The sequence below is a fragment of the Emticicia sp. genome, from assembly GCF_043780375.1.
Classification (GTDB): domain Bacteria; phylum Bacteroidota; class Bacteroidia; order Cytophagales; family Spirosomataceae; genus Emticicia.
Genome location: NZ_JAYWCU010000133.1, coordinates 25,056 through 38,916 on the forward strand (window position 1 = coordinate 25,056; position 13,861 = coordinate 38,916).

The 13,861-nt window shown below is 34.9% G+C and carries 12 protein-coding genes; 8 read left to right on the forward strand and 4 right to left on the reverse strand.

What is annotated here, in order from left to right:
- Positions 1 to 55 precede the first annotated feature (55 nt).
- The 7 genes from uxuA (at position 56) to ACH2CJ_RS10760 (ending at position 6,778) form a co-directional block, all read left to right on the forward strand.
- Positions 56 to 1,252: a mannonate dehydratase gene (gene uxuA, locus ACH2CJ_RS10730; protein WP_394992795.1), complete on the forward strand. Its 1,197-nt coding sequence runs from the start codon at positions 56 to 58 to the stop codon at positions 1,250 to 1,252.
- Between the two features lies 1 nt (position 1,253).
- A complete protein-coding gene (locus ACH2CJ_RS10735) occupies positions 1,254 to 1,649 on the forward strand; it encodes a VOC family protein (protein ID WP_394992797.1) in 396 nt (131 codons plus the stop codon).
- 25 nt (positions 1,650 to 1,674) lie between these two features.
- Positions 1,675 to 3,033: an acetylxylan esterase gene (locus ACH2CJ_RS10740; protein WP_394992799.1), complete on the forward strand. Its 1,359-nt coding sequence runs from the start codon at positions 1,675 to 1,677 to the stop codon at positions 3,031 to 3,033.
- A gap of 133 nt (positions 3,034 to 3,166) precedes the next feature.
- Complete coding sequence (locus tag ACH2CJ_RS10745) at positions 3,167 to 3,949, forward strand: SDR family NAD(P)-dependent oxidoreductase (protein ID WP_394992811.1); 783 nt, start codon at positions 3,167 to 3,169, stop codon at positions 3,947 to 3,949.
- A gap of 30 nt (positions 3,950 to 3,979) precedes the next feature.
- Positions 3,980 to 5,014 carry a glycoside hydrolase family 43 protein gene (locus ACH2CJ_RS10750; protein WP_394992801.1) on the forward strand — a complete coding sequence of 345 codons (1,035 nt, stop codon included), beginning with the start codon at positions 3,980 to 3,982 and terminating at the stop codon, positions 5,012 to 5,014.
- Positions 5,015 to 5,074: 60 nt separating this feature from the next.
- Entirely contained in the window at positions 5,075 to 6,151 is a 1,077-nt protein-coding gene (locus tag ACH2CJ_RS10755; protein ID WP_394992803.1) for an endo-1,4-beta-xylanase, read from the forward strand.
- Between the two features lie 213 nt (positions 6,152 to 6,364).
- Entirely contained in the window at positions 6,365 to 6,778 is a 414-nt protein-coding gene (locus ACH2CJ_RS10760; RefSeq protein WP_394992805.1) for a sugar 3,4-ketoisomerase, read from the forward strand.
- 35 nt (positions 6,779 to 6,813) lie between these two features.
- Here the strand turns inward: ACH2CJ_RS10760 and ACH2CJ_RS10765 are convergent, their stop codons facing one another.
- The 3 genes from ACH2CJ_RS10765 to ACH2CJ_RS10775 form a co-directional block, all read right to left on the reverse strand.
- Positions 6,814 to 8,769: a sialate O-acetylesterase gene (locus ACH2CJ_RS10765; RefSeq protein WP_394992806.1), complete on the reverse strand. Its 1,956-nt coding sequence runs from the start codon at positions 8,767 to 8,769 to the stop codon at positions 6,814 to 6,816.
- Between the two features lie 414 nt (positions 8,770 to 9,183).
- Positions 9,184 to 10,668, reverse strand: coding sequence for an alpha,alpha-trehalase TreF (gene treF / locus ACH2CJ_RS10770; protein ID WP_394992807.1), 1,485 nt, complete (start codon positions 10,666 to 10,668; stop codon positions 9,184 to 9,186).
- 225 nt (positions 10,669 to 10,893) lie between these two features.
- Positions 10,894 to 12,147 (reverse strand): MFS transporter, encoded by a 1,254-nt coding sequence (locus ACH2CJ_RS10775; protein WP_394992808.1) that lies wholly within the window; start codon positions 12,145 to 12,147, stop codon positions 10,894 to 10,896.
- A gap of 245 nt (positions 12,148 to 12,392) precedes the next feature.
- Here ACH2CJ_RS10775 and ACH2CJ_RS10780 point away from each other — a divergent pair, with 245 nt between their 5' ends.
- Positions 12,393 to 13,247 (forward strand): AraC family transcriptional regulator, encoded by an 855-nt coding sequence (locus ACH2CJ_RS10780; protein WP_394992809.1) that lies wholly within the window; start codon positions 12,393 to 12,395, stop codon positions 13,245 to 13,247.
- Between the two features lie 95 nt (positions 13,248 to 13,342).
- On the opposite strand, the gene ACH2CJ_RS10785 is transcribed toward ACH2CJ_RS10780, so the two are convergent.
- Positions 13,343 to 13,861 (reverse strand): asparaginase (locus ACH2CJ_RS10785; protein ID WP_394992810.1); only part of this gene is annotated, 519 nt, incomplete at its 5' end.

Sequence of the window (13,861 nt, forward strand, 5' to 3'; positions counted from 1 at the left end):
AAATTTTTGACCGTAACACGCATATTTCTATATAAAATCTTAACCAAAATAAAATATGCTTCACACAATGCGTTGGTTTGGTCCAAACGACCCAGTTTCTTTAATGGATATTCGGCAAGCAGGTTGTGCAGGAATTGTAACAGCTTTGCATCAAATTCCAGTTGGTGAGGTTTGGTCGGTGGAGGCAATTCAAGAAAGAATAAATATTATTGAACAAGATAATGCACAATATACACCTTTGCATTGGTCTGTCGTTGAAAGTTTGCCAGTACATGAAGACATCAAAAAAGGCTTACCTTCTCGTGAATATTTTATTGAAAATTATAAGATTTCATTGCAAAATTTAGTAAAATGCGGCATCAAAACAGTGTGTTATAATTTTATGCCAGTTTTGGACTGGTCGAGAACAAATATTAATTACGAAATGCCCGATGGTTCAAAAGCATTACGATTTGTTTGGGAAGATTTTGCGATTTTTGATTTGTATATTCTCAAACGCCCAAATGCAGAAAAGGCTTATGAAATTGAGGTGATAGAATCTGCCAAAACGAAATTTGATTCAATGAGTTCGGACGAAATCCAGAGCCTAAAAAACACAGCACTTTTAGGTTTGCCCGGCTCTGAAGAAGCTTTCGATTTGAATACTTTTCAAGGATTACTGGATAATTATTCTAAAATCGGTGATGCGGAATTAAGAGCAAATTTGTACTATTTTATTCAACATGTTGCTCCTTTTGCTCAAGAAATAGGTATAAATCTATGTATTCACCCCGACGACCCGCCAAAATCGTTATTGGGTTTGCCAAGGGTTGTCAGTTCCGAAGATGATTTAGCAAAATTGATGAATGCCTGTGACACTATTGCCAATGGCATTACTTTTTGTACGGGTTCTTTGGGCGTTCGTAAAGACAATGATTTACCCAAAATGATTGAACGATTTGGAGAACGCATTCATTTTATTCATTTAAGAACAACCAAGAGAGAAGAAAATCCTATGAATTTTCACGAAGCTGCCCATTTGGCGGGCGATGTTGATATGTATGAGGTTATAAAAGCCCTAATTAAAGAGCAAAATCGTAGGAAAGTAGCAGGTCAAATAGAAATCGCAATTCCGATGCGACCAGACCATGGACACCAAATGTTGGATGATTTGAATAAAAAAACCTATCCAGGTTATTCCGCCATCGGACGATTGAAAGGTTTAGCAGAATTAAGAGGTTTAGAAATGGCTATTGAAAGAAATTTACAATAAAATGAAACAAAAAATTGCCTATTTTGCCTTAGTGGTAAAAGATTATGACGCAGCAATAGCATTTTACACAAAAAAACTCAATTTTGATTTAATCGAAGATACTGTTTTAAGCGACACAAAACGTTGGGTTTTAGTTGCTCCAAAAGGCTCTACTGAAACATCAATTTTATTGGCAAAAGCGGCTGATGATGAACAAAAAAATAGGATTGGCAATCAAACTGGCGGGCGAGTTTTTCTATTTTTATATACTGATAATTTTTGGCGAGATTATATTAATATGGTAGCCGAAGGAATAAACTTTGTTCGTGAACCAATAGAAGAAATTTATGGCACAGTCGCTGTTTTTGAAGATTTATACGGCAATCAATGGGATTTATTAGAACCTAAAAATAAATAAAAGTAAACATTCAACCCTCATAAAAATGAAAAAACTATTAAGTGTGTTTTTGTTAATAATTTTACAAGAAAACTTTTCTTTTGCTCAATTTCCGAGCAAAGCAGTTCAAGATAGTATCAGAAAAATCACCGACATTGACCACAAAAACATGTTGGCTCAATTAGGAATTACATCTTTGCGACAAGGTGCTAATGGCAACGACCCAAAAGCTCCAAATGCAGCAAATTATGATGAATCAATAGCCAACCCATTTCCGAATTTGCCCGATGCTTTAACTCTAAAAAATGGCAAAAAAGTTGCCTCAAGCAAAGTCTGGTGGTCAAAACGTCGCCCCGAAATTGTTGAAGACTTTGATCGTGAAATTTATGGTAGAATGCCTAAAAATACCCCAAAAGTAACTTGGGAGGTTAAAAGCATGACCAAAGACACCAACAATAATATTGCAGTAATAACCAAAAACTTAGTAGGTCATGTCAATAATTCATCATTTCCTGCCATAAAAGTTGATATTCAACTGACATTGACTACGCCCGCCAATGCTAAAAATTCTGTTCCAGTTATTTTGGAGTTTGGCTTTATTCGTCCTGTTGGTGGATTTCCTCGCAATCCAAATACTCCTGCCCCACCCGCCCCTGTTGAACCAACTTGGCAACAACAGGCTTTACAAAAAGGTTGGGGATATGCCATCATTGTGCCAAATAGTATTCAAGCAGATAATGGTGCTGGATTAACGCAAGGCATTATTGGGCTTGTAAATAAGGGTCAATTTCGCAAGCCAGATGATTGGGGTTCATTGCGTGCTTGGGCTTGGGGAGCAAGTCGTGCCTTAGATTATTTTGAGACCGACAAGGCTGTTGATGCAAAAAAAGTAGCCATTGAAGGACATTCTCGCTACGGAAAAGCCGCACTTGTAACATTAGCTTATGATGCTCGTTTTGCTACAGGATTTATAAGTTCATCAGGTGAAGGTGGAGCTAAGCTACATCGCCGAAATGCAGGCGAAATTGTTGAAAATGTAGCAGGTTCGGGCGAATATCATTGGATGGCAGGGAATTTTATTAAATATGCTGGCCCATTAAATTGGGGTGATTTGCCAGTAGATTCTCATGAATTGATAGCATTAGTTGCACCTCGACCAGTTTTTATTAGTGCAGGCGAAAAAGGTGATGCTTGGGTTGACGTTCGTGGTATGTTTATGGCGGCAGTTGCAGCCGAGCCAGTTTATCAATTATTGGCTAAAAAAGGAATGGGAACATCCGAATTACCAAAAGTTGAAACAGGCTTAATGGATGGTGAAATTTCTTTTAGACAACACAGTGCTGGTCATACGCCTGCCCCAAATTGGCCAATATTTCTAACTTTTGCAGAAAGATATTTTAAGTAAAACATTATTTGCATAGATGCTAAAATACCAATTCCGAGTTTCCATGCTCCATCAAACAGAAGTTTAGAATTAGCAAAAAAATAGCAGAAACCATTCATTTAAGATGCCTAACCTATCAAAAACTGAAGTTCCTATGGAGGAACAAAATCACATTTCACACCAAACTGCGTTTTCTTTAAAAGGGAAGCTATGTCTAATTACGGGCGGTGGTAGTGGAATTGGTTATGAAATTGCCAAATGTTTTATTCATGCTGGTGCAAGAGTAATTATCACAGGTCGAAGAGAAATACCTTTACAAGAAACAATTGCCAAACTTGGTGAGAATGCACATTATTTTGTAAATGATGTAACCGATTTACCCTCGCTTGAAGGTTTGGTTAATAATATCGAATTAACGCTTGGCTACATTGATATCTTAGTTAATAATGCAGGTGTAAATCTCAAAAAAAATGCCCTTGAAGTAACAGACGATGATTTTAGCCGAATAATTCATACAAATCTTAATGCTGTTTTTGCTCTCACTCGTACTTGTGCTTCACGAATGATTGCACGAAAAAGTGGTTCTATCATTATGATTTCGTCAATGGCAGCGTATTATGGCATTGATAGAGTTGTGGCTTATGCAGCATCAAAATCTGGTGTTGAAGGGATGGTTAAGGTGTTAGCTTCTGAGTTTTCACCCCACAATGTTCGTGTAAATGCCATTGCTCCTGGTTTTATCGAAACCAACATGATGAAAACCGCAATGAGCAGCGACCCCGACCGCATGAATCGTGCGTTGAATAGAACACCGATGGGAAAATTTGGAAAACCAAGTGACATAGGCTGGGCAGCAGTATTTTTAGCGTCAGATGCCGCACGATATATAACTGGTGTTTCGCTTCCAATTGATGGCGGAAATTCTATTGGATTTTAATATTTAAAAAACTATATACAAAGTAATAAAATGAAATTAATCAGAAATACAATTACGTTAACCCTTATTTGTACTGCAATTGTCTCTTTCGGACAGGTTAAAAAACCACTTTCGCAGCCTTTAGTTTCCCATATTTTTACTGCCGACCCATCGGCCCATGTTTTTAATGGCAAAATTTATATTTATCCATCACATGACATCGAATCAGGCACTAAAGAAGATGATGAAGGAGGCCATTTCGATATGAAAGATTATCGTGTTTTATCAATGGACACGCCCCAATCGAAGGTGAAAGATAATGGTGTTGCTCTTGATATTAAAGATGTAAAATGGGCAGGACGACAAATGTGGGCTCCAGATGTAGCATTAAAAAACGACACTTATTATTTATATTTTCCTGTAAAAGACAAAGAAGATATTTTTAGAATGGGTGTGGCAACAAGTAAAAGTCCTGTTGGCCCATTTAAAGCTGAAAAGGAGCCAATCAAAGGGAGTTACAGCATTGACCCATGCGTTTTTAAAGATATCAATGGGAGTTATTATATGTATTTTGGTGGAATATGGGGCGGACAATTACAGCGTTGGAAAAACAATGTTTATCAGGGCAAAACCGATAATCCAAAAAAAGGTGAATTGGCTCGTTTACCACGCATCGCAAAACTTTCAGCCGACATGAAAAGCTTAGCTGAAGAGGTGAAAGAAGTGAAAATATTAGACGAAAAAGGAAATCTTTTTATGGAAGATAATAACGACAAACGTTTTTTTGAGGCCGCTTGGGTACACAAATACAAAGGAAAATACTATTTTTCCTACTCAACAGGCGACACTCATAATATTTGTTATGCAATTGGAGACAATCCCTATGGACCATTCACTTACAAAGGTATTGTACTAAATCCAGTTCAAGGTTGGACAAACCATCATTCAATCGTTGAATTTAAAGGAAAATGGTTTCTATATTATCATGATACACAAATTTCGGGTAAAACTCATTTAAGAAACGTCAAAGTTATAGAGTTGAAATACAATCCTGACGGAACGATTCAGACCATAACTGCTTATTAATAATTCTTCAATTTACAGTTAGAAATTTTACATTTAAAACTATTTATCAATATTTACAAAATGAAAAAAGTACCTATGTTTTTCTCCTTGTTTTATAGTCTTTGTCTTTTTGCTCAAAAAGAAGACCAAACAAAAGGCTTAAAAGATTATTATAAAAACTATTTTCCAGTGGGTGTAGCGGTTACTCCTCGCATGATGGATGTTGGTGATGAATCAAACTTAATTTTGCAGCAATTCAATAGCATTACCGCTGAGAATGCAATGAAAATGGGGCCAATTCACCCCGAAGAAAGTCGTTATAACTTTGCTCCTGCTGATAAAATTGTTGATTTTGCACAAAAAAATGGTCTAAAAATAAGAGGACATAACTTGTGTTGGCATAATCAAACTCCAAATTGGTTTTTCACAAAAGATGGTCGAGATGTGACAAAAGATGAGCTTCTGGCTCGTTTGAAACAGCATATTACTGAGGTTGTAGGTCGTTATAAAGACGAAATTTATGTTTGGGATGTGGTGAACGAAGCCGTGCCCGATGGCGGTACAGATATTTACCGAAAATCTAAGTTTTATGACATAATTGGCGAAGAATACATTGCCAAAGCATTCGAATATGCTCACGAAGCTGACCCCAAAGCCTTACTTTTTTACAATGATTATAACACAGAAAATAAAGTTAAAAGAGAAAAAATCTATCAACTTTTAAAAAATTTGAAAGAAAAAGGAGTGCCGATTCATGGCGTTGGTTTGCAAGGGCATTGGTCAATTTATGAGCCTTCTGCTGCCGATTTAGATGAGTCTATCACAAAATTTGCTTCGTTAGGTTTACAAATCCAAATTACAGAATTAGACGTTTCGGTTCATGCAAAAGAACACGCTAGAAGAGATCACCGACCAAGTGATGATGTCAGTATTTTTGGCAATGAAGTGGAGCAAAAGCAAATCGAGCATTATAAAATGCTTTTTGAAGTTTTTCGTAAACATAAAGATAAAATCACAAGCATTACTTTCTGGAATTTATCAGATAAATCGACTTGGCTCGATAATTTCCCAGTGCCGAATCGAAAAGACTATCCTCTACTTTTCGACCAAAATTTAAAACCTAAAAAAGCCTTTTCGGAGGTAGTAAAATTCCAATGAAATAAAGTTAAAAAACAATACTTTTATGATTTTGTTTCGTTGGAAAACGAAAAAGTAGTAAATTTATATGATAATATGTATAAAAAAACGCAAAAAAGACATACAAATTATTTTTTTTTATTATGTTTACAGTCATATAATACCGATTGAATCATAACTATAACCACTCTGATATGAAAGATGTATTCTTTTCATATACCTTTTAGAATTTATATGCCCAAAATCTTTACTTTACCAGTACACTCAAGTAGCAGAGGAGATTTGACTGTTTTTGAAAATATCTTGCCCGGCTCGCTCAAACGTATCTTTTATATCACAAATGCTGATGGAGAAACCCGTGGTGGGCATAGGCATATTAAAGCATGGCAAGCACTAATGTGCGTACAAGGTACTTGCGATATTTATGTGGAAACACCAAACAAAAAATTTGTATTTAGTTTGGATGAACCAAACAAAGTATTAGTCTTAGAACCACAAGATTGGCATACTCTCGAAAATTTTTCAGAAAACGCCATTGTTTTGGTGGTATCCAATGAAAACTATAGTCCTGAAGATTATATTTATCCAAGTTATAGTGATACCTTAAAGTCTTCTGAACTTAATGAATTGTCATCAAAGAAGGGTTGATGTTGTAATCAACCCTTCTTTTTCTTAGTATTTCTCTAATCAAATTTCTGTCCAATGGTTATACCTTTCCAATCGTCTGTACGAAATGGACTGGCAGGAAAGCCTTCGGAATTGTACAAATTTGCATCCTCAGGTGCATCTGCCCACGCATATCTCACAGAAATAGCTTTTTGTCCTTTAGGATGAAAAACTATTACTTTGTCGCCAACAATTTCAGATTTTGCATAGTAAAACACCCTATCTTCACCAGCTATTTCAAAACCTTTCAAATAACCAAATTTATCTTTTGTAGAAAGCCCTCGACCTATAAACTTGAATGAAACTATTACTTTATCCTTCTCAAATTTAGCAGATTCATACGTGGGTCCACTAGGAACAACGTCTCGACCATAATCATTTTTGAGAGCAATTGCAGCTAAACGCTTAGCAACATCTTGCTTATTAGTTGGATGAATGTCCTTCGGATTTCCAACATCTATTGTAACAGCCATACCTGTTTTTGGCAAACTCAAGGTCATGTTTTGAGCCTCACGCAATTCTGCCCAATTACTACCATGATTGCTATTTTGATAGCCACCAAAGCTGGATAACTGCACAAAATAGAATGAGAAATCTTCATTCCAATGCTTTCGCCAATCGTTTATCATTAAAGGAAAACTTTGACGGTATTGAAAGGCTCGCCCAGCATTCGTTTCGCCCTGATACCACAAAGCTCCACGAATGCTAAATGGTACAAGTGGGGCAATCATGCCATTATATATTGTTGTCCCGATGTTATTGCTCGAATGTGCATATTCGTGTTTTTCGGCAAAAGCTGGCATCAATTTCCATTCATTGGCAAGGCTTATTTTTTCATTGCCAGCACTTATAAATAAATCATCAGACGAACCGTTAATTCCTAATCCATACCAAGGAGTTTCAACCATATTGCCAAATTTTACTACCAATTGGTTTTTGCCTAATTTCCAGGTATTTGCAGGAATAGTTATTTTACGAATTCCTTTGAAAACTCCTGCTGAAACCAAATTTCCATTGATATAAATTTCGTTAAAACTATCTTGAATTCCTAAACCTAAAGTTGTTTCTTGCTTACTCAATTCTTCTGAAACTTCAACAGCACGAGCCATAAAACCTTTTCCACGAAATGCCCAAATACCTTTCCAGTCCCATTGCCCAAGCGGACTGCTAGCATTAAGCCATTTAGAAAAATCATAATTTGCTTCAATATATTTCATTTCGTCGATTTGGCTTGGTTGAAAATCGCTTCCAAAAAGTTTTTTACGAACATTTTGGTCGTGAAAAGCATCTGCATCTTTCCAATTGTTAGGTATTTTTTCAGCGTACGACTTAAATTCTTCATTTGTCAGCATAGCCTCTTTGCTAATCCATCCTTCTATTTGTGAACCACCCCAAGAAGAATGAACTAAGCCTATTGGAATATTAAGTTTTTGATACAACTCTCTTGCAAAAAAGAAACCAATCGCCGAAAAATTACCCACCGTTTCGGCGGAGCTAATTTGCCAATTGCCCGATTTTAAGTCAGCTTGTGGTAGCAACGTTACTTCCTGCTGGACAAAAAAATGCCTTATTTGAGGAGAATTAGCGTTTTTCTTTTCTTCTTTGAAATTATTGGCTTGCGAAACTTTAAATTCCATATTTGATTGTCCTGATAAAAGCCAAACTTCACCAATCAAAATGTCATTTAATTCCAATTTGCCCGAATTTGCCGAAACATTCATTTTATAGGGCCCACCCGCTTCCATCGCAGAAAAATTTACCATCCATTTTCCTGACGCATCAGCTTCAACACTTTGAGTTTGATTAGACAATGAAACACTAACTTTTTCGCTGGGTAAAGCCCAACCCCAAACAGGTATAATTTTCTGACGTTGAAGTATTACATGGTCGGAAAATAACCGAGCGAGTTTTAATTGGGCAAAACTTGCAAAGCCCAATATTAGAAAAAACAGGACTAACATTAAACGTTTCATAATAAGAATTAGGTGATGTATTTTACAAAATTACAATATTTTATCTATGCTTTTTAACATTTTAATACAAGCACGATCATTGTGGTAAAGACATTTCGAAAAGCCAATTTTGTAGTCGTTTTGCATTATAGAATAATCATCATTAACACCCCAAAACCGTAAGTCCAATAATTATGGAGTGTTGAACAAGGGCTAAAGCCACAAAATCCAGATACTTTTCAAGCAATAAACAAAGCACAGATTACCATCCACTTGGTGCCGCTGATGTCGAACATATCGGAAGCATTGCTCAAACCAAGCATATTCACGGCAATTTTTTATCGCCCAAGGAATTTAGAGAAAATTATTGGTGAACAAGAACGTTTGTTTAACAGCTAAATTTTAAAGCAAAGTATTGATTATCACTACTTTTCATTATTTTTTCAATTTAAACATTTTTAAAAATACGCCATTTGTCCAGCCAAAACCATCTTGATTTGGGTATTCTCCGCCACTTGCCTCGCTCATTTTATCAACATTATATTTTTCAGTCATTTTGCCGGTTTTTTCATAAACTTCCAAATTGAGATTACCCCAATTTGTTTTTATATTTTGGGCAAGCTTTGTTATATCATAATTTAACAAACCTTTAAATGCAATCCACTGTAATGGAGCCCAACCATTGGGAGCATCCCATTGTTGACCTGTATTTGTAAGTGTTGTTAGTAAACCTCCTTTTTTCAAGAATTTATCAGCTAATATTTGAGCTAACTTTTCAGCTTGGTTTTTAGTTGAAATACCAAAGAAAAGTGGATATGTGGCAGCCAAAGTAAAACGTTTTTTTGTTAAATTTACAACAAAATCATAGTCAAAATAAAAGCCTTGGGTTTCATCCCAACAATATTTCTGAATAGCTTCTTTACGATTTTGAGCCAAAATCGAATATTTTACAGCATTTTCTGCATCCATTTTAAGTGAAAAAGCCTCCGACAAAGTTTTTTCTAAATGAAATAGCAAGCAATTCAAATCAATTGGAATAATATCGGTGGTATGAATACCTTCGAATGAATTATCTTCTCGAAACCAGCGGCTACTAAAATCCCAACCCGACTCGGCAGCAGCTCGCAAATGCCTAAATAATTCTGCTGGTTTTTGTGTAGATTTATACGAAAGCTCCACGTCTTCTTTATAAGATTCTGGTCGTGGTGTATCGTTCTCGTCCCAAAAACGATTTAAAACTGAACCATCAGGCATCATTACTACACGAGCAACGGCATTATTTTCATTTGTTAATTTCTCTTTTCCCAACATCCAAAAGCGATACTCTTTCTCTAAATAGGAGAGATAATCAAGCAGCACTTTTTCACCCTTTTCAACGCTGAGAAGCCTGACCATCAACGAATAAAAAGGTGGTTGCGAACGCCCAATATAATAGGTACGATTTCCGTTGGGAATATGTCCAATTTTGTCTAATAAATAAGAAAAATTATCAACCATATTTTGTATCAAATCTATTCTTCCAGAAACTTGCAGCCCAAGCATGGTAAAAAAACTATCCCAATAATAAACTTCTCGAAAACGTCCGCCAGGAACCACATAAGGAAAAGGCAAAGCAATTAAAGATGAATTTTCTTGTTTTGGTTGACGAGTTAACACGGTCCAAAGTTTTTCAATATGCTCTTTAATACTTATATTCTTATCAGTTTTATAAGAAGTAGCATAATTTTCGGGCAATTCAAAATTTGCATTTACGAAGCTTTTAAGGTTAAAACTTGGTAAATCTTTATCATTTAAAAATTTTTCATTAATAAATTCCAATGCATATTTTGGCGTACAATCTGGGAAGGTTTTATTGTCAGGAAAAACATTTTGCATCTGTACAGCCTCAAACAAAAGCCCCAACTCGTGAATATATTTCATTATAATAAGATATTTAAAAAAGAATACGATTTTCGATTTTGGAACGAGCCATCGTTGCAATAACAATTAAAAAAAACACTGTCTATATTTAACTTCCACAAAGTCTTTTTCAATGTAATATTTAAATTATAAGGTGTTTTCATAATTATTGATTCCGAACTCACGTTGAATAATTTATAAAGTGCGAGTTGCTATTCATAAATCGCCAGTAAAAAATAGCAAATTTCAATGTCCTTCAGATGTATTAAACTCAATTGAAGTAGTTGATTTTTTCTGAATATTATTTAAAATAAACAAACAAATTGCCAAAATAGCCATCGGTATCAAGGCAAAATAAAATGCTTTTTCGCCACCAACGTTTTTGAATAAATAACCAACCAATCTTGAACCTAAAGTACCGCCAATTGCCGAGAAAAACACTAATAAAGATGCCATTGGGCTATGCAAAACTTTTTCGGTAGAACTCAAAACAATTGAATTTACTAATGGATATATTGGTGCTAAAAAAAAACCAATCAAAGGAAAAACATAAGCAATTATAGGCACATCAGTTAATGAATTAATTTCTTTGATAGCCAAATTATTGGTTTGTGGCAAAACGATAATCACCATTAAGCCAGCCCCAATCAAGCAAGCTACTAATAGTACAAGCCAATAAACTTTTTTAATCAAAATTGAAGACAAATATCGTCCTCCTGCAATAGAAAGCATTAAAATTACAGCCATAAAAACACTCAATTTCTCGGGCAAATGCAGCACTTTTTCGTTGAAAGTTGGCAACCAACTCATAATTCCTTGCTCAGTCATTACATACATAAAGGCCGCAATAGCAAAAACAGACACCAAAGGGCGTTTAAGTAAACCGACCATTTGCTTAAAATCATCACTAATATTCGTTCCTGGAATTTGATAATTAAGGCTCTTAAAATCTGCAAAAAGCAAGAAAACAAAAGAGATTGCAATCAAAGCAGCTACAACTAAATATACTCTTAACCAAGCATTAGGGTCTGTTTCACTATAAAAAAGAGGAAAACCAACAAATGCAACGGCTATTCCAATCATAAAAAAGCTTTCGATTGAACTCAAAAAACCTTTGTGTTCCTTATCGTTATTGACCAAAAGTCCTACTAATGAATAAACCGAAACTTTCACTACAGCAAACGAAATACCGACACAAGCAAATAAAATTCTAACTGAAGTAAAAGAATTACCAAAATACATTTGTAGGCAACCAGTAAAAACGAGTGCCAACGAAATTAACATTCCTCTTTTATAGCCTAATCTTGGTAAAAATGAGCCAATTAAAAATGAAACAAAAGCAATTGATAAATCTTTGAAAGCTTCGAGAGAACTTGCCGAAAGTTCATCAACATGATAAGTATTAATTGATTTTTGAATGAGAATCCCAACACTGTTTAAGAGCATTGCAAACACAAAATAATTGAGGTAAAGCGACAATTTGATTTTCCAGTTTTCCATAAGGTATATTTAGGACGGGTTATAAACTCAAGTTATATTAGACTTGTTGCAAAAAAAGCGAGCAAAATGCTCGCCTTTTAACTTCATCATAGGTTATTTTCTTAATCTTAAATCAAAATTCATCTTCTATAAATTCTGTAAACAAAATTGCAGGGATTTTATCAAAAAAAAAATACTTTTATTAAGAAACTTTAACACTATATTACTATTTTTATGAAAAATTTAATTATTCTAATCTTAATTGAGTGAAAACATCGTTCGAGCAAATACAAAACGACAAAGGAAGTTCATTTCGCCTACTAAATCAAAAAGTAAACGCCAATGATTTTCCATGGAATTATCATTATCACCCAGAATTTGAATTAGTATTGGTTTTTGATGGAAGAGGAAGAAGGCACGTTGGAAATCATTTGAGCTATTATGATGATGGCGACTTGGTTCTGATTGGTTCAAATTTGCCTCATGCTGGATTTGGGTATGATAGTATAGGTGAACATGAAGAAATTGTGGTACAATTTAAAGATGATTTTTTAGGGACTAATTTTTTTGATAAACCTGAAATGTTAACCATAAAAAAACTTTTTGAACGATCGCAACAAGGTATAGTTTTTTATGGCCATACAAAATCTATTATTTGTAACAAATTAAAGAAACTGCTACATCTTTCTCATTTTGAAAGACTTTTGGAGTTGATTTTGATTTTTCAGATGTTAGCTAAATCAGACGAATATGAATTGCTTAATAGTGCTGATACTCGCTACGATTTTAATCAAAAAGACCAAGTTCGCTTAAAACGAATATATGAATATGTTGAGCAAAACTACCAAAACCCGATTGAGATGAAAGCTGTTGCCAACCTTGCGAATTTGACTATACCCTCTTTTTGTAATTATTTTAAGAAGACTGTCAATCAAACATTTACCGATTTTATGAATGAATACCGTATAAACCAAGCCTGTAAATTATTGATAACCGAAAAAAGTATCACCGATATTTGCTTCGATTGTGGTTTTGCAAATGCTTCATATTTTAGCAAAGTTTTTAAGCAAATCAAAGGAAAAAGTCCTCTTCAATTTAAAAATTTGGTACTACGTAAATGAATTTTCAATGTATAGAAAACAAAAAACATTCGATCAACTTGTTTTAAAATACGCATTTTGGATAACAGATAAAATACCATTTTTCTATCATTCGCTCAATTCATCTCCCCGCAAATATTGTTCTCAAGGCGATATTTTACTCTTTCGGATTCGGTTTCTTGTCCTAATAAAAACATCATTTTAGTAATAGCTGCCTCTGTCGTAATGTCCGAGCCACTTGAAATACCAATCTCTTTCAATTTTGCACTTGTTTGGTAATGACCTTGCAAAACTCGTCCCCCATCGCATTGTGAAACATTAAAAATCACTACTCCATTTTTAGTTGCTTGCTGTAATTCTTCCAAAAACCAATCATCCGACGGAGCATTTCCTGCACCGTACGTTTCCAAAACCACACCACGTAAACCATTGGTATTCAAGATATTATGAATAATTTTTTGATTAATTCCGGGGAATAATTTCAAAATCACGACTTGTTCTTCCAATTTTTCATGTAAAATCAAAGGTAAATCGGGACGAAAAGGCAAAATAAATGGAAAATTAAAATCAATCGTTACACCCACTTCTGCCAAAGCAGGATAATTTTCCGAACGAAAAGCATTGAATTGGCTACT

Bases quoted from the DNA above. Each gene is read 5' to 3' on its own strand.
- ACH2CJ_RS10765 (WP_394992806.1), bottom strand. From the start codon at position 8,769: ATGAAACGTTTAATGTTAGTCCTGTTTTTTCTAATATTGGGCTTTGCA.
- uxuA (WP_394992795.1), top strand. From the start codon at position 56: ATGCTTCACACAATGCGTTGGTTTGGTCCAAACGACCCAGTTTCTTTA.
- ACH2CJ_RS10750 (WP_394992801.1), top strand. From the start codon at position 3,980: ATGAAATTAATCAGAAATACAATTACGTTAACCCTTATTTGTACTGCA.
- ACH2CJ_RS10760 (WP_394992805.1), top strand. From the start codon at position 6,365: ATGCCCAAAATCTTTACTTTACCAGTACACTCAAGTAGCAGAGGAGAT.
- ACH2CJ_RS10745 (WP_394992811.1), top strand. From the start codon at position 3,167: ATGGAGGAACAAAATCACATTTCACACCAAACTGCGTTTTCTTTAAAA.
- ACH2CJ_RS10755 (WP_394992803.1), top strand. From the start codon at position 5,075: ATGAAAAAAGTACCTATGTTTTTCTCCTTGTTTTATAGTCTTTGTCTT.
- ACH2CJ_RS10740 (WP_394992799.1), top strand. From the start codon at position 1,675: ATGAAAAAACTATTAAGTGTGTTTTTGTTAATAATTTTACAAGAAAAC.
- ACH2CJ_RS10735 (WP_394992797.1), top strand. From the start codon at position 1,254: ATGAAACAAAAAATTGCCTATTTTGCCTTAGTGGTAAAAGATTATGAC.
- treF (WP_394992807.1), bottom strand. From the start codon at position 10,668: ATGAAATATATTCACGAGTTGGGGCTTTTGTTTGAGGCTGTACAGATG.
- ACH2CJ_RS10775 (WP_394992808.1), bottom strand. From the start codon at position 12,147: ATGGAAAACTGGAAAATCAAATTGTCGCTTTACCTCAATTATTTTGTG.